This is a genomic window from Mycobacterium sp. 5-140-3-2 (genome assembly GCF_035666375.1).
Taxonomy (GTDB): Bacteria; Actinomycetota; Actinomycetes; order Mycobacteriales; family Mycobacteriaceae; genus Mycobacterium; species Mycobacterium intracellulare.
Window position 1 is genome coordinate 3,161,954 of sequence record NZ_CP142025.1, and the last position, 20,272, is coordinate 3,182,225.

Below are 20,272 nucleotides of genomic sequence, written 5' to 3' on the forward strand. Positions count from 1 at the left end.
GAGTCTTCCAGAGCGCCGACGGCGGGCGTCGACTTGTGGCGCGGATTCGGGGCGCTTCCCCCAGCGACCCGACGTTCGCCGCGGGTTAGTCGCTGGCACCCGGGGCCGGCGCGCGCGGGCTGCGGCGATACGCCGACACCTCCGGGCGCCCGGGAAGCCACAACCGCCAGGGCCGGTCGGCGGCCTGGCTGACACCGACCCGCGGGCCGGACATCGAGCTCAGCGGTTCGTGCAGCTCGAGCGTCACCGGGCTGTTGCCGTCGAACAGGTCGATTCCGTTGTCGTCCATGGTGATTCCCATGGCAGCGCACAGGTTCCCCGGCCCGCGCGCCAGCGCGGCGGTGTGCACCAGCTCGCCGCGGCGGGCCCGGGCGGCGTCGGTGCCGTCCTCGATCGCGGCCGCCCGCAGCAACACCGCGGCCGCGGTGCCGTCGGGACCGCACGAGACGTTCGCGCAGACATGGATGCCGTGGCTGCGGTAGGTGTAGAGCCGCCCCGGCGGCCCGAACATCACGAAATTGCGGGCGCGCAGGCCCTTGTAAGAGTGCGCCGCGGCGTCCGGCCACGGACCGTCGGGCACTCCCCCGTAGGCCTCGACCTCGACGACTATCCCGCTCACACCCCGCGCGGTGAGGGTGGCGCCCAGTAACCGGCGCGCGGCCTCGACCGGGTCGACCAACAGCTGCGCCGCCGCCGTGCTTGCGCGAGATCGTCGTCCAGCCTCGACCAATTGAAGATCCTGAATCCTCTTTTCAGTAACCCAACGAACCTACCGGCGGCCCGAACATGGCAGTATCCCGGTGTCCGGGACCCGAAGGAGGCCGACATGCACGCGATAGACCCGGCCGCCACGGCGTGGCTGCTGGCCAGCACCGCGCTGGTCTTGCTGATGACGCCCGGCCTGGCGATCTTCTACGGCGGCATGGTCCGCACCACCGGGGTGCTCAACATGATGATGATGAGCTTCATCTCCATCCCGCTGGTGACCGTGGCGTGGCTGCTGATCGGCTACACCCTCGCGTTCTCCGAAGACGGGGCCAGCGGGTTCGTCGGCAACCTCAGGCATTTCGGGATGCTCGGCATCACCCCCGACACGGTGCACGGCACGGCGGTGCCCGAGTTGCTGTATGCCACGTTCCAATTGACGTTCGCGATCATCACGGCCGCGCTGGTCAGTGGCGCGATCGCCGACCGCGCGAAGTTCGCCGCCTGGATGGTTTTCGTCCCGGTCTGGACGATCGCCGTGTATTCGATTGTCGCCCACTGGGTCTGGGGGCCGGGCGGCTGGCTGGCCAAGTTGGGCGTCCTCGACTATGCGGGCGGGCTGGTCGTCGAGATCGTCTCGGGTTCCTCCGCGCTGGCGCTGGCGCTGGTGCTCGGGCCGCGCATCGGTTTCAAGAAGGACGCCATGCGGCCGCACAACCTGCCGCTGCTGTTCGTCGGTGTCGGGCTGCTGTGGTTCGGCTGGTTCGGGTTCAACGCCGGCTCCGCCCTGGCCGCCAACGGAACCGCCGCGGCCATCTTCCTCAACACCTTGGTCGCGGGATGTCTGGGCATGCTGGGTTGGCTTGCGGTCGAACAGATTCGCGACGGCAGGCCCACCACGTTCGGTGCGGCGTCGGGCGTGGTCGCCGGCCTGGTGGCCATCACCCCATCGTGCGGGACCGTCAACACCCTCGGCGCGACGATCGTCGGCCTGGCGGCGGGTGTCGTGTGCTCGTTCGCGGTGGGCGCGAAGTTGCGCTTCAACTATGACGATTCGCTCGACGTGGTGGGCGTGCACTTCGTCGGCGGCGTGGTCGGTGTGTTCCTGATCGGGCTGCTCGCCACGGCGGTCATGACGGCGGGCCCGCGCGGCCTGTTCTACGGCGGCGGCGTCGGCCAGCTGGGCAAGCAGACGCTGGCGATCGCGGTCGTCGCGTTCTACGCGTTCACCGTGTCGTTCGTGCTCGCCAAGGTGATCGATCGGGTGGTGGGTTTCCGGCTCAGTACCGAAGACGAAACCACCGGCGCCGACCTCACCCAGCACGCCGAAACCGCCTACGCCGAAGGCGTGCACGGGCACCTGCCGCAGCGACGCCCGGCGATCGGCGAGCGCTTCAACTAGGCCCGCCCGGGGCTGCGAAGGCCCGGATGCTGCGACCCCTTGACAGCGCGGCCACGCGCGACGAATATTCATCACATGATGAGTTCATCCCGTGATGAATTAATCCCGGACCGGGCCGAGCCGGCGGTAGAGATCGATCACCTGCGCGTGATCCGCGGTAAACGCCCGGCCCTGCACGACTTCTCCGTGCAGATCGCGGCGGGCAGCATCACCGGCCTGCTCGGCCCGTCCGGCTGCGGCAAGACCACGCTGATCCGATGCATCGTCGGCACCCAGATCGTGACCTCGGGCCGCGTCTTCGTGCTCGGCAAGCCTGCCGGCAGCGCCGAACTGCGCCGTCGCGTCGGCTACCTGCCGCAGGACCCGACCATCTACAACGACCTTCGCATCATCGACAACGTTCGCTACTTCGCCACGCTGTACGGGTTCGACGGCCGGGCCGCCGACGCCGCCATCGAACGAGTCGGGCTCAGCGATCACCGAACGGCCTTGTGCGGCAACCTGTCCGGTGGCCAACGCACCCGGGTGTCGCTGGCCTGCGCGCTGGTCTGCCAGCCCGATCTGCTGGTGCTCGACGAGCCCACCGTGGGACTCGATCCGGTGCTGCGCGCGGACCTGTGGGACCAGTTCGCCGAATTGGCCCGCGCGGGGACCACATTGCTGGTTTCCAGCCACGTCATGGACGAGGCCGACCACTGCGGGGACCTGCTGCTGATGCGCGAAGGCCGGCTGGTCGCCCACACCACCCCGTCCCAACTGCGAGAGGACACCGGATGCACGTCACTGGAGGACGCGTTTCTGTCCATCATCAAGCGCAGCACCATGCGCGAAGCCGGTTAGGGCTCAACGGGTATACGGCGACCACGACGCGGATCCTGCGCCAGTTGGCCGCCGATCACCGCAGCGTCGCGATGATCCTGTTGGTGCCGGTCCTGGTGATCACCCTGATGTACTTCATGTTCGAAAACGCCCCGCACCGCCCGGGCGGCCCGACCCCGTTCAACAACGCCTGCCTGATCCTGCTCGGCCTGTTCCCGCTGTTCGTGATGTTCATCATCACGGCGATCACCATGCAACGCGAACGGGCCTCGGGAACGCTGGAGCGCATCCTGACCACTCCGCTGCGCCGGCTCGACCTGCTGATCGCCTACGGCACCGCCTTCTCGACGGCCGCTGCGGCGCAAGCCGTTCTGGCGTGCATCGTGTCGTTCTGGCTGCTCGGCTTCGACACGGCGGGCAGCCCGTTGTGGGTGTTCGTGATCGCGATCGTCAACGCCGTGCTGGGAGTCGGACTCGGCCTGTTGTGTAGCGCGTTCGCGCGCACCGAGTTTCAGGCCGTGCAGTTCATCCCGCTGGTGATGGTGCCGCAGCTGCTGCTGGCCGGCATCATCGTGCCGCGGGCGGTGATGCCACACTGGCTGCAATGGATCAGCAATGTGCTGCCGGCCAGCTACGCGCTCGAGGCCCTGCAACAGGTGGGCGCGCACCCGGAGCTGACCTTCATCGCGGTGCGCGACATCATCGTGGTGTTGGCCTTCGCCCTGGCGGCGCTGTGCCTGGCGGCGGCGACGCTGCGGCGACGGACCGGCTAGTGGCGATCGCAAGCGCGGCGCAGCCGGGCGCAGCGGGTCGCCACCATGAGATAGTGGCGATCGCAAGCGCGGCGCAGCCGGGCGCAGCGGGTCGCCACCATGAGATAGTGGCGATCGCAAGCGCGACGCAGCCGGGCGCAGCGGGTCGCCACCATGAGATTGTGGCGAGCGACCAGTGACGACTACCAACACCGGCCGCCGGCGACGGGGCCGGCCCTCCGGGAACTCCGATACCCGGGAGCGGATACTGGCTAGCGCCCGGGAATTGTTCGCGCGCAACGGTATTCGTAACACGTCGATACGTGCGGTGGCCGCGTCGGCGGGGGTGGATTCGGCGTTGGTGCACCATTACTTCGGCACCAAGGAGCAGCTGTTCGCCGCGGCCGTCCACATCCCGGTCGATCCGATGGACGTCATCGGCCCGCTGCGCGAGGTGCCCGTCGAGGAGCTCGGCTACCAGATTCCGTCGATGTTGTTGCCGCTGTGGGATTCCGAGATCGGCGCGGCGTTCATCGCGACGCTGCGCTCGATCCTGGCGGGGTCGGAGATCAACCTGTTTCGCGCGTTCATTCAGGACGTGATCGCCGTCGAAGTCGGTGCCCGCGTGGACGATCCACCGGGAAGTGGAATTATTCGCATCCAATTCGTGGCGTCGCAACTGGTGGGTGTGGTGATGGCGCGCTACATCCTGCAACTGGAGCCGTTCGCGTCGCTGCCGGCCGAGCAGGTCGCGCGAATCATCGCGCCCAACCTGCAGCGCTACCTCACTGGGGATCTGCCGGAGGGCCTTGCGCCATGAGCCGGGCGTGCTCGTCGTCGTCGACGTCGCGGGCCTCGTCGATCAGCAGCACCGGGATGCCGTCCTCGATCCGGTAGGCGCGGCGCAACCGGGGGTTGTAGAGCACTTCCCCACCGCCCGTTCGGGATACCAACACCAGTGGGCCGCGGTCGGCCGGGCACACCAGGATGTTCAGCAGCGCGTCGTCGATCATGACCGGGCCCCGCTCAGCTCGGAACGCACCCCGGGAGTCAGCCGGCGGTAGTGTTCGGTCTCCGCATCGAAATACCAGACGTGCCGTCCCGCCTTGGGAATCCCGGCGGCCCGCAGCGCACTGACGGTCGGGCGGTAGGTCGCGCTCAGCGTCATCTCCGGGACCACGCAGACGATGTCGGGCCCGAGCCCGATCGGGATCTTGGCGAAGGCCTCGGTCAGGTCGGCCGCCGTGATGGAGGCGCCCGGCAACAGCGTCACCGCCGACACCGCCACCTCGTGGTCGCGCACGGGCACGTTGTAGGTCACCGCGAGGTCGACGCCGTTGATGCAACCCAGCGCGTCGGTGACCGGCTCGGCGTAGACCAGCCCCCGCGGGGTCCGCACCACCGAGCCGCGCCGGCCCGCCAGCCAGTAGTCGCCGTCGTCGTCGCGGTAGAAGAGGTACTCGGTCGAGATCCAGGTGTCGCCGGCGGCGAACACCCCGCGCTTGACGGAGGCGCTCGGATCGATCGGGCCGTTGGACGCGGCGAGCAGAACCCCGACCTGTTTGGGTTCGGCGATCTGCACGAAGCCCCGCTCGTTTTCCAGGATCAGGTCGTGTTCGGTGTCGTAGGCGCCCAACTCGATGCGCCCGGCACCCGGCAGCGGGCGGCCCTTGCTGCCGATTTTGGCGCCGGACACGTTGGCCAGCACCGCCTGACCGTCGGTGGTGGCGAAGAACTCGACGACGTGAGCGGGCGCGAACGCCTCGACGACACGCCCCCACAGCCCGGTCGGCATGCCGGAGCCGATGAACAGGCGCACCGGGTGGTTGCCGTGCAGGACGAAGGGCGGATCGGCCGGGTTGTCGAGGATCTCGCCGAGCATGGCCCAGGTGTAGGACACCACGGTGACGCCGTACTGGCGCACCTCCTGGATGAATCGGGTCCGGTCCAGGCCGCGCGACAGCGCGATGCGGGTGCCGCCGACCACCGCGCCGCCCAGGCTGACCAGCAGCGCGGACTCGTGGTGCAGCGGTGTCAGGCAGTACACGGTGTCGCGGCGGTCGAGGGCGGCCGTCGAGGCCGTACCGAACGCCGAGACCGCCCAGCGGTAGTTGGTGATCTGCTTGGCCACCAGCTCGCCGCCGGCCGAGCTGAACGCGATGAACGCCAGGTCCCGGGCCAGCCCCGGGTTGGGCCGATACCAGCCGGGCAGCTCGACGGCGTCCGGGTCGATCTGTTCCATGTCGATGACCTGGGGCTGCTCGTCGGAGTCCTCGGGCAGGTGCAGGTCCCGCGTCTCGCCGCCGCCGAGCACCAGCACCTGCCGCAGCAGTTGCCCGTCCGACTCCAGCACCGCGTCGAGGTTAGTGGGGTCGGTGAGGATCTCGGTCACTCCCCCGAGCCGCACCGAGGCGGCCAGGTCGGCGTCGGGCCGCATCACCACCGCGATGGCGCCCAGGCGGGACAGCGCGGCGATGGCCACCAGCGCGCTGGGCCGGGTCTCCATCAGCACGCCGACCCGGTCGCCCTGGCGCACCCCGACCTCGATGAGGCCGCGGACGACGTTGTTGATGCGCCGGTTCACCGCCTCGTAGGTATGCACCCGCCCGTCGAACAACAGGAATTCGCCCTGCGGGGCGTCGTGCGCCTGCTCCTCGATGATGCGGCCCAGCGAGATCCTGGTGTGGTCGTTGATCTGCCCCAGCCGGACCAGTCGTGGCAGCGTGCGGGCCGTTTCGACGGCCAGGGTGCGCACGGATTTGTTGGCCGCGACGACGGTGTTGGCCGCGCCGCGGACCATGCCCAGCGCCGCCTCGGAGGCCTCCCCGATGCCGTGCGCGAGCCGGGAGCTCAGCGCCACGCCGCTGTCGGTGTGCTCGGCGGGCTGGTCGGCCATCGGCGCGATGCTGGTGGGCTTATCGCCGCCGGCGGACAGCCATCGCACCCATTCCGCGACGGTCGGCCAGCTTTGTTGGGCCGCCTTGGACCCGACGACCAGGCCGAAATGGCCCGTGCGGATGGTGGATTCGTAGACGTCGGCGTCCGGTGCCGCGCGCCGGATGCCGCGCACCGAGGCCGGCTGGCCGATGTCGTCGACCTCGCCGACGAAGGCCAGCACCGGGCAGGTGATGTCGGTCAGGGTGACCATCTGTCCGTTGACGGCGAAACCCCCGGTCATCATCCGGTTGTGGGCGATGAACTGCTTGAGCAGCTCGGAGATCGCGGGACCGGACCACGCGATCCAGCCTTCGCGTTCGAGGAAGCGCCGCTGCTGCTCGCGCGGCAGCAGCGCCTCGCGGTCGTGCAGCTGGCGGACGAAGTCGACCCGCGCCTTGGCGGTCTTGAGGGGGTCGAGCATCTGGAAGCCGGTGCGCGCCATCCAGCTGGGGATGGCCAGCCGGCTGAAGACGTGGTCGGCCATGAAGTTGGCGGCGGGCGCGGCGAAGTTTGCCGGGATGCCCATCGGCAAGGCGGCCAGGGTGTCGACCGGGGAGCCGAAGGTGACGATGCTGGCCAGGCTCTTCGAACGCCGGTAGGCGGCGACCTGGTAACACCACATGCCGCCCTGCGAATAGCCGACCAGATGGATGTCGCTGCCCGTGGTGTCCCGGACCGTGTCGATGGCCTGACTGAGCGCGACGATGTGATCGGCCAGCGTGCGGCGCATGCCGCCTTCGACCTTGTCGGGTTCGCCGAAGTCGATGACCCAGGGATCGAGCCCCCGGCTGTGCAGGATCCCCACCGCGCCTTCGTCGCGGGTGACGTCCCACATGTCGGCGGACATCATCATCGGATGCACCATCAGCACCGGCGGCCCGACGGGCGATTGGCCGGGCCGACTGTCCGGCGGGAAGTACCGCCGGAGCTTGTACATCGGCACGCTCTCGACGATCTGGGACGGCGACGGCACCGTGCCGGTTTCCAAGCCCCCCAGTCGCAAGACTTCCAGCCCGTTCTGCGCGGTAGCGATCAGCCGCGCGACCGGTCGTGTGACCATCGAAAGATTGACATCCACTGCTGCTCCCTGAGTCTTGACAGCTTGGACATCATGGCACATCTGGGCAGCTAGAAGGGCGGTGGTTACACCGATCCGGCGGCGGCGGGCGCCGTGCGAACAGACCCGGGCTCCGCTGGGAAGGCGGTGGCTCGCCGTCGGCTTCGGCCGACGACTCGGCGTGTGCCGCGGCGGTAGGTCGTTAGCCACCGGCGCCCCGCCTGGTGGCTCGCTGTGAATCACCTGCGCGCCAGTTTGTGCGGCAGGGCACGGGGTACGCAGTCGATGCGCTTCGGTCACGACGCGTCGTCGCGACCGTTTCGGTTGAAATCCACAGCTGGGCGCTATGAGACCGCCGGACCGCGTTCCTTCCAGCCCGAAGGAGAGGTCACTGCATGACGCGATGGACGTACTCGGCCGGCACGGTCACGGCACACCCCAGCGCAGTGCCGCTGCGCCCCCCACGACTCACCCAGGAAACCAGCCCGGGCCGGTGATCCGGCACGACGCAAGCGCAGAAGGGACTTCACATGTTGTTGCTCGGCAGCGGCGGACGGCGCAAAGGCCGCACCGCCGGAAGTGACGGACTGGGCGAGGTCTCGCACCTGGCCGAGCGGGCGCTGTACGACGTCGCACACGGTCGTTTCGAACGCTCGCTGTCCGGGCTGACCGCCGTTGCGGCGCTCGTCACGACGGCCGAAATCTACTTCGAGCACTACAAGGCGAGCTTCGGCAACAAGTGGATGTGGAGCCCGATCGTGGTGACGCCGCCGGTGGTCGTCGCCGGCGTCGGGGGCGTGTTCTCGCGGCGCTGGGCCAAGCTGTGGCTCCCGATCACCGCCGGCATCTACACGGCCAACGGTCTGATGGGCGAATACCTGCACGCGCGCGGCGTCGCCCGCAAGCCGGGCGGATGGAAGCACGCGTCCTACAACGTGCCCATGGGCCCGCCGATCGCGGCGCCGGGATTGATGTGCATGGTCGGCGGAATGGGGCTGCTGGCGTCGATCCTGCGCCGCGAACGGTTCCGGGGTTAGGCATCGGGATCACTGAGATGGCTGACACCTCACGCCCCGACCACCTGCCCAACCTGCGCCCCCACGGCAAGCCGCCGCACCCGTCCTGGCTGCCCAAGCAGCGCCGCGGCACCACACCCCAGATGATCGGGCGCTACCCCGATTTCGACGTGCTGGAAACCGCCGGCACCTGGGACGAGGCCACCAGGAAAGTCGTGCTGGCCCGGCTCGAACCTCCCGGCCCCCTGCGGTTTTTCACCGCAGAGGAGGAGCCGTGCCTGCGCGCGTTCTGCGACACGGTGCTCGCGCAGGACGCCGAGCCGCGCGTCCCGGCGGCCGAATCGGTCGACTCCAAGCTCGCCGACGGGCGCCTCGACGGCTACCAGTACGCGGACATGCCCGACGACCGCGACACGTGGCGGTTGGTGCTGCGCGGGCTCGACGAGACCGCCGCCAGATACGGCGCATCCTCCTTCGCCGCCGCCGGGACCGAAACCCGCGAACAGATCGTCGGGCAGTTCTCGCAGGGCGAGCTGGAGGGCGGCGCCTGGGAGAACCTGAACGTCAAGCGCGCCTGGTCGGTGTGCATGCGAATGACGCTGTCCGGCTTCTACTCCCACCCGTGGGCCTGGAACGAGATCGGGTTCGGCGGCCCCGCCTACCCGCGCGGATTCATGCGCCTGGGCGGCGCCACCGGGCCCGACGCCGCGCGCGAACCGTACGAGATGCCCGGCGCCACCGACGAAGACCCCGTGCAGGTCGTGCAGAACGGTGAGTTGTGATGGGCGACTTCTGGCGGGGCCTGCTCAAGGGGGCCGTCGGCCCGAAGGACAACGAGTCGCGGTTCCTGCTCGACGTGCACTCGCGCGACCTGCCCGGCGAAAAGACCATGCGCCGCTACCGCGACGACGACGAGGTCGACCTGGTGGTCGTCGGGGCCGGCGCCGGCGGCTCGGTGCTGGCGCAGCGGCTGGCGCGCGCCGGCTGGCGGGTCGTGATCCTCGAGGCCGGCCCTTTCTGGCACCCCGACGAGGACTGGGTGTCCGACGAGGCCGGCTCCCACGCGCTGTACTGGACCCAGAAGCGCATCATCGGCGGTGACGACCCAATTGAGCTGGGCAAGAACAACTCCGGGCGCGGGGTGGGCGGCTCCATGGTGCACTACGCCGGCTACACCCCGCGGTTCCACCCCAGCGATTTCGCGACCCGCACCCTCGACGGGGTGGGCGCCGACTGGCCCCTGCGCTACGAGGACATCCGACCCCACTACGAGCAGGTCGAGCTCGAGTTGCCGGTGGCCGGCCAGAATTGGCCGTGGGGCGACCCGCATCGCTATCCCTTTGCCCCGCATCCCATTTCGGGGGCGGCAGCCAAAATCTGGCGGGGCGCGCTCAAGCTCGGTATTGAGATGCGGGTGGGGCCTGTGGGCATCGTCAACGGCACGTTCGGCAACCGCCCGCACTGCATCTACCGCGGCTACTGCCTGCAGGGCTGCAAGGTCAACGCCAAGGCCAGCCCGTACGTCACGCACCTTCCCGACGCGCTGGCCCACGACGTGGAGATCCGCGCCAACTGCATGGCCTCGCGCGTCGAACTCGACGAGACGGGCGCGGCGCGGGGTGTGGTCTACTACGACGAGGTGGGCGGCAAAGAACGGTTGCAGCGCGCCAAAGTTGTTGCCGTAGCTGGGTATTCGATCGAAACACCGCGCCTGTTGTTGAACTCGGTGAGCGAGCGCTTTCCGAACGGGTTGGGCAACAACGACGATCAGGTCGGGCGCTACGTGATGGTGCAGGGCGCCACCCAGTCCGCGGGCCGCTGGTCCGAGGAGGTCCGGATGTACAAGGCGCCTCCCCCGGAGGTGACCTCCGAACAGTTCTACGAGACCGACCTCTCTCGCGGGTTCGCCCGCGGGTTCTCCATCCAGACGGTGTCGCCCATGCCCATCGGCTGGGCCGAACACGTGATGGCGGACGGGCACTGGGGCCGCGCCCTGCGCGAGTACATGCGCGACTACAACCACTGGGCGACCGTCGGCGTGCTCAACGAGTTGTTACCGCTGCCGGACAATCGGGTGACGCTGGCCGAAGAGAAGGACCCGTACGGCATCCCGGTCGCCCGGTTCGACTACACGCTCTGCGACAACGACAAGGCCAACATGGCCTACTCCACCAAGGTGATCGGCGACATCCTGCACGCCGCCGACGCCCAGGACGTGCTGACCATCGAGCGCTTCGCCCACCTGATCGGCGGCGCCCGCATGGGCACCGGGCCACAGAATTCGGTGGTCGACTCCGATCACCGGGTCTGGGGCATGCCGAACCTGTTTCTCGCCGACGGCTCGGTGTGCCCCACCCAGGGTTCCGCCAATCCCGCGCTGACGATCATGGCGTTGGCCTCGCGGCTCGCCGAACGAATGGCCACCGGAAAGATCGATACCGGCGTGGGGCGGGGGTCGAAGGCTGGAGCCCGTGGCTGACCTGAAGATCGACACCGCGACCACCTTCGCCCCCCGCGTGCTGCGCGAGTACGCGCTGCTCGCAGACGGCGAGCGGGGCGCGCTGATCGGACCGCAGGGCGACGTGGCGTGGATGTGCGCGCCGCACTGGGATTCCGACGCCGTCTTCTCCAATCTCATTGGCGGCGGCGGGGTTTACGCCGTCACCCCGACCGACGTGCGGCACGTCTGGGGCGGCTACTACGAACCGGGCAGCCTGATCTGGCGCAACCGGTGGACCACCCGCGACGGCATCGTGGAATGCCGTGACGCGCTGGCCTTTCCGGGCGACCCGGACCGGGCGGTGCTGCTGCGGCGGCTCACCGGCTGCCGCGGGACGGCGCGGGTGCGGGTGCTGCTGGCGCCGAGTGCGGGATTCGGCCGGCACGGCCCCGGCAAGGCGACCGTTCATGACCGGGTGTGGAGCGCCCGCTCGGGGCCGCTGCGCTGGCGCTGGCAGGCCGGTTGCGACGCGCGCCCCGTCCGGGCCGCCCAGGAGAAGGGCGAGTTGCTCACCTGTGAGATCACACTCGAGGAGGGCCAGCACCACGACCTGGTGCTCGAACTGTCGGAACACGCACTGCCCGACCAGCCCCCGGACCCCGACCTGGCCTGGGAGGCCACCCCCGCGGCCTGGCAGCGCAGTGTGCCCGAGCTGAGCTGCACCATCGCTCCCCGCGACGGGCGCAGCTCCTACGCCGTGCTGCGGGGACTGACCAGCAGCGGCGGCGGCATGGTCGCCGCCGCCACCATGAGCCTGCCCGAACGCGCGCACTCCAACCAGAATTACGACTACCGCTATTCCTGGATCCGCGACCAGGTGTACGCGGGCATGGCCGCCGCCGCCGTCGGCACGACCGAGCTGCTCGACCGGGCGGTGGAGTTCATCAGCGCCCGGCTGCTCGAGGACGGCCCGAACCTCAAGCCCGCCTACACCATCACCGGCGGCGCCGTGCCCGGGGAGGAAACGCTCGACCTGCCCGGCTATCCCGGCGGCGCCGACAAGATCGGCAACTGGGTCAATCAGCAATTCCAGCTGGATGCCTTCGGCGAGGCACTCCAGCTGCTGGCCAAGGCGGGCGCCGCCGACCGACTCGATGCCGACGGCTGGCGCGCGGCGCAGACCGCGATTAAGGCCATCGAAAAGCGTTGGCGCGAACCGGATGCGGGCGTCTGGGAGATCGACAACGAGCGCTGGACGCAGTCACGTCTGGCCTGCGTGGGGGGGTTACGCGCCGTCGCGAAACTGGCCGGCGCCGGACCCGAGGTGGCTGCGTGCGCTCCGCTGGCCGACGCGATCCTCGCCGAGACCGCATCGGAAAGCCTGCACCCGCACGGGTATTGGCAACGCAGCCCCGGGCAGAAGGGGGTCGACGCATCGCTGCTGCTGCCGCCGGTGCGCGGGGCCGTGCCCGCCGACGACCCGCGGACCATCGCCACGCTGGACGCCGTTCGCCGGGAACTCGCCGACGACGGGTTCGTCTACCGCTTCCGGCACGACGAACGCGACCTCGGCGACGCCGAGGGAGCGTTCCTGCTCTGCGGGTTCATGATGGCGCTGGCCGAACACCAACAGGGCCATGCCCATTGCGCGATGCGGTGGTTCGAGCGCAACCGCACCGCCTGCGGGCCGCCGGGCCTGTTCTGCGAGGAATACGACGTGCAGCAGCGCCAGCTCCGCGGCAACCTCCCACAGGCATTCGCGCACGCGCTGATGCTGGAATGCACCGCCACCCTCACCGACGACGCCGCCCACCATGACTGATCGGGTGCCCGACACCGAGCGAAAGGGATTGCGATGACTCAGACAGTGGTGATCACGGGAGCCAGCGCCGGCATCGGGCGCGCCACCGCGAAGGAGTTCGGGCAGCGCGGCGCGAACGTCGCCCTGCTCGCCCGCGGCGCCGCCGGGCTGGAAGGCGCGGCCCGTGACGTCGAGAACGGCGGCGGCAAAGCCCTGGCCATCCCGACCGACGTGGCCGACCACGCGGCCGTCGTCGCCGCCGCCGACGAGGCCGAAGCCGCATTCGGTCCCATCGACGTGTGGGTCAACGTCGCGTTCACCTCGGTGTTCGCGCCGTTCACCGAGATCAGCCCCGAGGAGTTCAAACGCGTGACCGAGGTGTCCTACCTCGGCTACGTGCACGGCACCATGGCCGCGCTGGCCAAGATGCGCCCCCGCGACCGCGGCACCATCGTGCAGGTCGGCTCCGCGCTCGGGCAACGATCCATCCCGCTCCAATCGGCCTACTGCGGAGCCAAACACGCCATCAACGGGTTCACCGAGTCGGTGCGCTGCGAGCTGCTTCACGAGGGCTCGAAGGTGCGGATCACCGTGGTGCAGATGCCCGCGGTCAACACCCCGCAGTTCTCGTGGGTGCTGTCCCGGCTGCCCCGCCACCCCCAACCGGTGCCGCCGATCTATCAGCCCGAGGTCGCCGCCCGCGGCGTGCTGTACGCCGCGGATCACCCAGGGCGCAAACAGTATTGGGTCGGCGACTCCACCATGGTGACGCTGCTGGCGCAGAAGTTCGTCGCGCCGCTGCTGGACCGCTACCTCGGCCGCACCGGATACGACTCGCAGCAGACCGAGGAGCACGTCAGCGCCGGCCGGCCCCACAACCTCTGGGAACCGCTCGACTCGCAACCCGGCAGCGATCACGGCGCCCGCGGCGAATTCGACGACGAGTCGCACACCCACAGCCCGCAGCTGTGGGCGTCGCAGCACCCGGTCGTCAGCGGCACCGGCGCGCTGGGCGCCGCGGGTGTGGGCGCGTGGCTCGCGGCGCGCGCCGGCCGCCGGTGGGCGCGATGACGACCGCCGCCCGGCTCGACACGACCATCGACGAGGTCAGCGCGCAGGTCTACAAGATCCCCACCGACGCACCGGAAGCCGACGGGACCCTGGCCTGGTCGTCGACCACGCTGGTGCTGGCCGAGGTGTCGGCCGGAGGCGAGCGCGGAATCGGCTACACCTATGGCGACGGCGCCTGCGGCAAGCTGATCACCGGGCCGCTGGCCGGCACGCTCACCGGGCACAACGCCGTCGACATCCCCGCCCGGTGGGAGTCGATGGTCAAGGCGATGCGCAACAACGGGCGGCCGGGGTTGGTGTCGTGCGCGATTTCGGCGATCGACACCGCGCTGTGGGACCTCAAGGGCAAGCTGCTGGCGCTGCCGGTGTGCCGACTGCTCGGCATGGCGCATCCCGCGGTGCCGATCTACGGCAGCGGCGGCTTCACCACGTATGACGAACGCACCACCCGCGCCCAGCTCGAACGCTGGGTCGACGAGTGGCAGATCCCGCGCGTCAAAATCAAGATCGGCGAGTCATGGGGCTCCGACGAGCGTCGCGATCTTGATCGAATAGCCTTGGCACGCAAGGTGATAGGGCCCGGCACCGAACTCTACGTCGACGCCAACGGAGCCTACCAACGCAAGCAGGCGATCCGGGTGGCCCACGCCATGGCCGATCATGACGTCACGTGGTTCGAAGAACCCGTCTCCTCGGACGACCTGGCCGGGCTCCGCGAGGTGCGCGACCAGGTGACCCCGGACGTCACCGCCGGCGAATACGGCTATGACCTGGCCTATTTCCACCGAATGCTGGCCGCCGGCGCGGTCGACTGCCTGCAGATCGACGTCACCCGCTGCGGGGGCATCACCGACTGGGTGCGCGCCGCCGCCGTGGCCGCCGCCCGCAACGTGGACGTCTCCGGGCACTGCGCCCCCAACCTGCACGCCCACGTCGCCACCGCCATCCCGAATCTGCGGCACCTGGAGTACTTCCACGATCACCACCGCATCGAGCACATGCTCTTCGAGGGCGCGCTCGCCCCCGAGGGCGGCGCCCTGCGGCCGGATCAACACCGGCCCGGGTTCGGCCTGGAGTTCAAGCACAGCGACGCCGAGCGGTACCGGGTGGCCTGAGAACCCCGCCGCTGCCGGCAGGCATGGACGGGGCAAAAAACGGGAACCGATACGCCAGGGTTTTCACAAACGGAAATGGAGCAAGGCGCGATGAAAGTGAACTCGGACGACGAAACCGTGGAGCGCCACGAGGCGCTCATGCGTGACGTCGTCGAGGAGCGCGACCTCAGCGCGGTCGACTCGGTGCTCGGTCTCGGCGATCCGCAGCGCGTCGGCCGGTTCCGGTTCTTTCTGGACGGCCATCGCTGGGAATGGTCGGACGCGGTGGCGCGCATGCACGGCTACAAGCCCGGACAGGTGCAGCCCACCACGGAACTGTTGCTGCAACACAAGCATCCCGAGGACCGCGAACGGGTGGCCGCCGTGCTGGAGCGGGTGATTAAGGGGAAGCCGTTCAGCAGCCGACACCGCATCATCGACACCGCCGGGCGCACCCACTGCGTCGTCGTCGCCGGGGATCGGATGGTCGACGACGCCGGTGCGCTGGCCGGCACGTCCGGCTTCTACGTCGACGTCACCGACTCGCTGCACACCGACATCACCAACGTGCTGTCGGCGGTCGCCGACGCCCGAGCCCGCATCGAGCAGGCCAAGGGCGTGCTGATGGTCACCTACGGCATTTCCGCCGAGCGGGCGTTCGACATCCTGGTGTGGCGTTCCCAGGAGTCCAACCTCAAGGTGCGCGACGTCGCCGGCCGCTTCCTGGACGCCGTGGCCAGCAAGGCGTCAGCGGAAACGCAAAGCCATGTGGACCAGGCGCTGCTGACGCTGGAATAGCACGCGCCAGTAGGGTCGGGCCGGTGGCGCACCTACTCGGAGCCGAGGCCGTACACCTCGAATACCCGACCCGGGTGGTGTTCGGGTCGATCACGCTCGGGGTCAACGACGGCGCGCGAATCGGCATCGTCGGGCGCAACGGCGACGGCAAGTCCAGCCTGCTGCGGCTGCTCACCGGCCAGCAACAGCCCGACTCCGGCCGGGTCACCCGGCGCAGCGGGCTGCGGGTCGGCGCGCTAAGCCAGGCCGACACCCTGGACCCCGACCACACCGTGGGGTGGACCCTGGTCGGCGACGCCGCCGAACACCAGTGGGCCGGCGACCCGCGGGTCCGCGACGTGGTCACCGGGCTGGTCTCCGACATCGCTTGGGACGCAACGGTTGCCACGCTCTCCGGTGGGCAGCGCCGGCGGGTGCAGCTGGCCAGGTTGCTGGTGGGCGAATGGGACGTCATCGCGCTCGACGAGCCCACCAACCACCTGGACATCGAGGGGATCACCTGGCTGGCCGGCCACCTGAAGGGGCGCTGGGCGCGCAACACCGGCGGGCTGCTGCTCGTCACCCACGACCGCTGGTTCCTCGATGAGGTCGCCACCACGACGTGGGAGGTGCACGACGGGATCGTCGAGCCGTTCGACGGCGGGTACGCGGCCTACGTGCTGCAGCGCGTCGAGCGAGACCGGATGGCCGCCGCCGCCGAAGCCAAGCGGCAGAACCTGATGCGCAAGGAGCTGGCGTGGCTGCGTCGCGGCGCCCCGGCGCGGACCTCCAAGCCCAAGTTCCGGATCGAGGCCGCCAACCAGCTGATCGCCGACGTGCCGCCGCTGCGTGACACCGTCGAGTTGGCCAAGTTGGCGAGCGCCCGGCTCGGCAAGGACGTGATCGATCTGCTCGACGTGTCGGTCTCGTTTGGCGGCCGGCCGGTGCTGCGCGACGTCGAGTGGCGGATCGCCCCGGGCGAGCGCACCGGCATCGTCGGGGCCAACGGCGCCGGGAAGTCCACGCTGCTGGGGTTGATCGACGGCACGATCGCGCCCGATGCCGGCCGCGTCAAACGCGGCAAGACGGTGCGGCTGGCGGTCCTCGACCAACAGGGCGACGCGCTGGGCGCGGTCGACGACGACCGGATCGCCGACGTGCTGGGCCGGCTGCCCGGCGCCTACCAGGTCGACGGCCGTGAGGTGACCCCGGCCCAGCTGCTCGAGCGGCTCGGCTTCGGACGCGGCCAGCTGTCCGCCCGCGTGGCGGATCTCTCCGGCGGCGAGCGTCGGCGGCTGCAGCTGATGCTCACGTTGCTGTCCGAGCCCAACGTGTTGCTGCTCGACGAGCCGACCAACGACGTGGACACCGACACGCTGGCGGCAATGGAGGATCTGCTCGACTCCTGGGCGGGAACGCTGATCGTCGTCTCGCACGACCGCTATCTGCTGGAGCGGGTCACCGATCAGCAGTACGCGGTGCTCGACGGCCGGTTGCGGCACCTGCCCGGCGGCGTCGACGAGTACCTGCGGCTGGCCGAGCGGCGGCAGGACGGGGCGGGCACCGAAGAGGCGCGGCCGGCGCAGGCTTCGCGGTCGGCGCAGGAGTCGCAGCCGTCGCAGGCGTCGCGGCCCGCGATGTCGGGCGCCCAGCGCCGCGCCGCCGAGAAAGAAGTAGCCTCCCTCGACCGCCAGCTCGCGCGGCTGGCGGACCGGATCGAGGACAAACACCACGAACTCGCCGCCCACGACCAGTCCGACCATGTCGGCATCACCCGGCTCACGCAGGAGCTGCGCGCGCTCGAAGACGAGGTCGCCGCGACCGAGAGCCGTTGGCTGGAGCTTTCGGAATTGCTCGAATAGCGGTGAGCGGCTACAGCTTTCGTGATGCGGTGTAGGTGTGCGACCTGGTGGTGCGAACGAATTTCGTTATGCACCAACGTGTTTGATCGCTAGCACTGGCCGGGCTAGTTGTTTGTCGGTGGTGGTTGGGGTTGGAAGGGGTCATACCACCACCAGTCGGCGCGTTCCCCGGTAGGTCCCGGACACGGCGGCACCGCGGGCGGGGGTCGGGTGGGTGGGTGTGCCAGTGAGCCCGGGCTCAGTACCCGGCCGGCGTCGTCGGTCACGGTCAGGGCGTCTGCGGGTCCGGTGAGGGTGATAACGCCCCGGTGATGCAACCGGTGGTGATAGGGGCAGACCAGCACCAGGTTGGCCAACTCCGTGGGGCCACCGTCCTCCCAGTGCCACAGGTGATGCGCGTGCAGGCCCCGGGTGGCCCCGCAGCCGGGCACCGCGCACGTGCGGTCGCGATATTCCAGCGCGCGGCGAAGCCGCCGATTGATCACCCGCGTCACCCGCCCGGCCCCAATAACCTGCCCGTCGCGTTCGAACCAGACCTCACAGGTGGCATCGCAGGTCAACAAGCGGCGTTCGGCATCCGAGAGCAGCGGACCCAGATGCAGGGTTGCCACGCGCTGCCCGACGTCGAGGTGGGCCACCACGGTGGTGTGCTGCCCATGCGGGCGACGGGCGGCCTCGGCGTCCCAACCCGCCTCGACCAGCCGCATGAACGCATCGACGGTGCTGGGCAACGGGGGCCGCTGATCGGAAACGCCCGCGCCGTTTGCGTGGTCGTGTTTCCACTCGGCGATCAGCGCCTCACGATGAGACGCCAAAGCGGCGTCGAACTTCGCGGCATCCAAGTGGCCCAGCGTGATCCGATAACAGGCGCCCCACTCAGTGGCGGTCGTAGTGATCGAACGCTCAGGCTCGATCTCGGGCCGAGGTTCGAGCTCGGACTCGGACTCTGACTCGGACCGAGGTTCAGGTTCGGGTCGCGGTTCCAGCTTGACCGCGGTACGCAGCTGATTGACCGTCGCGACCGCGGCCAGCTGCGCGTAATGCTCATCGGATCCCTGCCCGGCGCGCGCCGCGATCACCCCGACCTGATCGGCCGACAGCCGACCCTCCCGCAGGCCGGCGGTGCAGCGCGGGAACTCCTCGAGCCTGCCCGCGATGGTGGCGATCGTGTGCGCGTTGGCCGACGAGCAGCCCAGCTTCCAGGCCACCAACGCCGGCACCGAGCGCGCCCCGGTCACACCACACAATTGGTCACGATCAATCTCGGCGACGATCTCCACAATGCGCCCATCAATCGCATTGCGCTGACCCGCCAACTCCGCCAACTCCCCGAACAGCACCTCAAGACGGTCACTCGCAGTGACCACCACGGCCTCAGCGGACGCGATCGACGACATGCTGTCATCATCACAGCCACCACCGACAACACCGGCCGCCTACGGAAGCGACCCGCTCAGTGCCAGCGCAGCAGCACCAGTTCGGACCCGAAGCCGGGTCCCGTCGCGATCATCAGCCCGGGGCTTCCGCCGGGCGGTGGCTTGGCGATGGTGTCCCGCAGGATGTGCAGCACCGACGCGGACGACAGGTTCGCGATTTCGCCGAGCGAGCGCCAGGTCAGCTCGTGCGCCTCCGGCGGCAGCTCGAGGCACTTGGCGATGGTATTGATGACTTTGGGGCCGCCGGGGTGCGTCACCCAGGCGCCGACGTCGTCCTTGGTCAGCTGGTGCGCGGCGAGGAACCGGCTCACGTCGTCGGCCAGGTACCGGTCGATGACGGCGGGCAGTTCCGGCGACATCACCAGCTGAATGCCGGCCGAGCCGACGTTCCAGCCCATGATGTGCAGCGATTCGGGGTACAGGCGGCTGCGCGAATCGAGGATGTCGGGCCCGGCCGCGCTCAGCTGCTCGGCGCGACGGTCGCCGACGGCGACCACCGCGGCGGCACCATCGCCGAACATCGCGGTCCCGACCAGCCCCGACACCGTCGGGCCGACCGCGGGGAAGGTCAGCGAGCACAGCTCGACCGACACCAGGGCGGCGACGCCGTCGGGGGCGCCACGCAGGTAGTCGTGCAGCCTGCCGACCCCCGCCGCCCCGCCGGCGCAGCCCAGCCCGAACAGCGGCACGCGGCGCACGTCCGGGCGCAGGCCGAGGCGCCCCACGATCCGGGCGTCGAGCGACGGCACCGCGACGCCGGTGACGGTCGTGGTGACGATCGTGTCGATGTCTTGCGGGACGAGCCCCGCCTCGTCGAGGGCGCCGAGCAGCGCGTCGCAGCCAAGTTCCACGGCCTTGTCGATGAAGACCTCATTGGCATCACCGAAGTCGGTCAGCGCGTGGTACCGCTCGAGCGGCAGGACGAAGTGGCGGCTGTTGACCTTGGCGGCGGCGTGCAGACGCCGGACGATCTCTTCGTGTTCCTTCAACGCGGGGAACTCGACGATGTGGTCGGTGATTTCGCGTTGGCTGTACCGATGCGGCGGCAAAGCGCCGAACACACCCGCGATGACGCTCATGCTCTACTCTCTTGATTGCCAACC

The 20,272-nt window shown here is 69.6% G+C and carries 17 protein-coding genes; 12 read left to right on the forward strand and 5 right to left on the reverse strand.

Features of this window, described 5'->3' with window-relative positions; genetic code table 11:
- Positions 1–85: 85 nt before the first annotated feature.
- Positions 86–730 carry a DNA-3-methyladenine glycosylase gene (locus tag P6281_RS14685; protein ID WP_014380308.1) on the reverse strand — a complete coding sequence of 215 codons (645 nt, stop codon included), beginning with the start codon at positions 728–730 and terminating at the stop codon, positions 86–88.
- Between the two features lie 96 nt (positions 731–826).
- Here P6281_RS14685 and P6281_RS14690 point away from each other — a divergent pair, with 96 nt between their 5' ends.
- From P6281_RS14690 to P6281_RS14705, 4 genes are all read left to right on the forward strand, one after another.
- On the forward strand, positions 827–2,107 hold the full coding sequence (locus P6281_RS14690; protein WP_020188604.1) for an ammonium transporter: 1,281 nt from the start codon (positions 827–829) through the stop codon (positions 2,105–2,107).
- A gap of 75 nt (positions 2,108–2,182) precedes the next feature.
- Positions 2,183–2,947, forward strand: coding sequence for an ABC transporter ATP-binding protein (locus tag P6281_RS14695; RefSeq protein ID WP_014382735.1), 765 nt, complete (start codon positions 2,183–2,185; stop codon positions 2,945–2,947).
- Entirely contained in the window at positions 2,881–3,699 is an 819-nt protein-coding gene (locus P6281_RS14700; protein ID WP_072501338.1) for an ABC transporter permease, read from the forward strand. The genes P6281_RS14695 and P6281_RS14700 overlap by 67 nt, the downstream gene beginning before the upstream one ends.
- Before the next feature lie 175 nt (positions 3,700–3,874).
- Positions 3,875–4,498: a TetR/AcrR family transcriptional regulator gene (locus tag P6281_RS14705; RefSeq protein ID WP_026071361.1), complete on the forward strand. Its 624-nt coding sequence runs from the start codon at positions 3,875–3,877 to the stop codon at positions 4,496–4,498.
- On the opposite strand, the gene P6281_RS14710 is transcribed toward P6281_RS14705, so the two are convergent.
- Both P6281_RS14710 and P6281_RS14715 read right to left on the reverse strand, forming a co-directional pair.
- The gene (locus P6281_RS14710; protein ID WP_014382737.1) at positions 4,464–4,691 is read right to left on the reverse strand and encodes a Trm112 family protein; all 228 of its coding nucleotides are present in this window, start codon (positions 4,689–4,691) and stop codon (positions 4,464–4,466) included. The two genes, P6281_RS14705 and P6281_RS14710, sit on opposite strands and share 35 nt — an antisense overlap.
- Positions 4,688–7,735, reverse strand: a complete 3,048-nt coding sequence (locus P6281_RS14715; protein ID WP_085977609.1) for an acyl-CoA synthetase — start codon at positions 7,733–7,735, stop codon at positions 4,688–4,690. Before P6281_RS14715 ends, P6281_RS14710 begins: the two co-directional genes overlap by 4 nt.
- 467 nt (positions 7,736–8,202) lie before the next feature.
- Here P6281_RS14715 and P6281_RS14720 point away from each other — a divergent pair, with 467 nt between their 5' ends.
- The 8 genes from P6281_RS14720 to P6281_RS14755 all read left to right on the forward strand — a co-directional run bounded on the left by P6281_RS14720 (position 8,203) and on the right by P6281_RS14755 (position 17,733).
- Positions 8,203–8,709, forward strand: coding sequence for a hypothetical protein (locus P6281_RS14720; protein WP_008257599.1), 507 nt, complete (start codon positions 8,203–8,205; stop codon positions 8,707–8,709).
- A gap of 17 nt (positions 8,710–8,726) precedes the next feature.
- Entirely contained in the window at positions 8,727–9,470 is a 744-nt protein-coding gene (locus tag P6281_RS14725; RefSeq protein WP_008257600.1) for a gluconate 2-dehydrogenase subunit 3 family protein, read from the forward strand.
- Positions 9,470–11,167: a GMC family oxidoreductase gene (locus tag P6281_RS14730; RefSeq protein ID WP_008257601.1), complete on the forward strand. Its 1,698-nt coding sequence runs from the start codon at positions 9,470–9,472 to the stop codon at positions 11,165–11,167. The genes P6281_RS14725 and P6281_RS14730 overlap by 1 nt, the downstream gene beginning before the upstream one ends.
- A complete protein-coding gene (locus tag P6281_RS14735) occupies positions 11,160–12,950 on the forward strand; it encodes a glycoside hydrolase family 15 protein (protein WP_008257603.1) in 1,791 nt (596 codons plus the stop codon). The genes P6281_RS14730 and P6281_RS14735 overlap by 8 nt, the downstream gene beginning before the upstream one ends.
- 33 nt (positions 12,951–12,983) lie before the next feature.
- Positions 12,984–14,000, forward strand: coding sequence for an SDR family oxidoreductase (locus tag P6281_RS14740; protein WP_014380313.1), 1,017 nt, complete (start codon positions 12,984–12,986; stop codon positions 13,998–14,000).
- Complete coding sequence (locus P6281_RS14745; RefSeq protein ID WP_051019787.1) at positions 13,997–15,115, forward strand: enolase C-terminal domain-like protein; 1,119 nt, start codon at positions 13,997–13,999, stop codon at positions 15,113–15,115. Before P6281_RS14740 ends, P6281_RS14745 begins: the two co-directional genes overlap by 4 nt.
- 90 nt (positions 15,116–15,205) lie before the next feature.
- Positions 15,206–15,892, forward strand: a complete 687-nt coding sequence (locus P6281_RS14750) for a PAS and ANTAR domain-containing protein (RefSeq protein ID WP_179960077.1) — start codon at positions 15,206–15,208, stop codon at positions 15,890–15,892.
- Between the two features lie 23 nt (positions 15,893–15,915).
- Positions 15,916–17,733 carry an ABC-F family ATP-binding cassette domain-containing protein gene (locus P6281_RS14755; RefSeq protein WP_014385088.1) on the forward strand — a complete coding sequence of 606 codons (1,818 nt, stop codon included), beginning with the start codon at positions 15,916–15,918 and terminating at the stop codon, positions 17,731–17,733.
- A gap of 104 nt (positions 17,734–17,837) precedes the next feature.
- Here P6281_RS14755 and P6281_RS14760 read toward each other — a convergent pair whose 3' ends face one another.
- Both P6281_RS14760 and P6281_RS14765 read right to left on the reverse strand, forming a co-directional pair.
- Positions 17,838–19,130: an HNH endonuclease signature motif containing protein gene (locus P6281_RS14760; RefSeq protein WP_014385089.1), complete on the reverse strand. Its 1,293-nt coding sequence runs from the start codon at positions 19,128–19,130 to the stop codon at positions 17,838–17,840.
- A 56-nt stretch (positions 19,131–19,186) separates the two neighbouring features.
- Entirely contained in the window at positions 19,187–20,248 is a 1,062-nt protein-coding gene (locus P6281_RS14765) for a type III polyketide synthase (protein WP_008257608.1), read from the reverse strand.
- Positions 20,249–20,272: the final 24 nt, after the last annotated feature.

Bases quoted from the DNA above. Each gene is read 5' to 3' on its own strand.
- P6281_RS14690 (WP_020188604.1), top strand. From the start codon at position 827: ATGCACGCGATAGACCCGGCCGCCACGGCGTGGCTGCTGGCCAGCACC.
- P6281_RS14695 (WP_014382735.1), top strand. From the start codon at position 2,183: ATGATGAGTTCATCCCGTGATGAATTAATCCCGGACCGGGCCGAGCCG.
- P6281_RS14700 (WP_072501338.1), top strand. From the start codon at position 2,881: ATGCACGTCACTGGAGGACGCGTTTCTGTCCATCATCAAGCGCAGCAC.
- P6281_RS14710 (WP_014382737.1), bottom strand. From the start codon at position 4,691: ATGATCGACGACGCGCTGCTGAACATCCTGGTGTGCCCGGCCGACCGC.
- P6281_RS14715 (WP_085977609.1), bottom strand. From the start codon at position 7,735: ATGTGCCATGATGTCCAAGCTGTCAAGACTCAGGGAGCAGCAGTGGAT.
- P6281_RS14720 (WP_008257599.1), top strand. From the start codon at position 8,203: ATGTTGTTGCTCGGCAGCGGCGGACGGCGCAAAGGCCGCACCGCCGGA.
- P6281_RS14725 (WP_008257600.1), top strand. From the start codon at position 8,727: ATGGCTGACACCTCACGCCCCGACCACCTGCCCAACCTGCGCCCCCAC.
- P6281_RS14730 (WP_008257601.1), top strand. From the start codon at position 9,470: ATGGGCGACTTCTGGCGGGGCCTGCTCAAGGGGGCCGTCGGCCCGAAG.
- P6281_RS14740 (WP_014380313.1), top strand. From the start codon at position 12,984: ATGACTCAGACAGTGGTGATCACGGGAGCCAGCGCCGGCATCGGGCGC.
- P6281_RS14745 (WP_051019787.1), top strand. From the start codon at position 13,997: ATGACGACCGCCGCCCGGCTCGACACGACCATCGACGAGGTCAGCGCG.
- P6281_RS14750 (WP_179960077.1), top strand. From the start codon at position 15,206: ATGAAAGTGAACTCGGACGACGAAACCGTGGAGCGCCACGAGGCGCTC.
- P6281_RS14760 (WP_014385089.1), bottom strand. From the start codon at position 19,130: ATGTCGTCGATCGCGTCCGCTGAGGCCGTGGTGGTCACTGCGAGTGAC.
- P6281_RS14765 (WP_008257608.1), bottom strand. From the start codon at position 20,248: ATGAGCGTCATCGCGGGTGTGTTCGGCGCTTTGCCGCCGCATCGGTAC.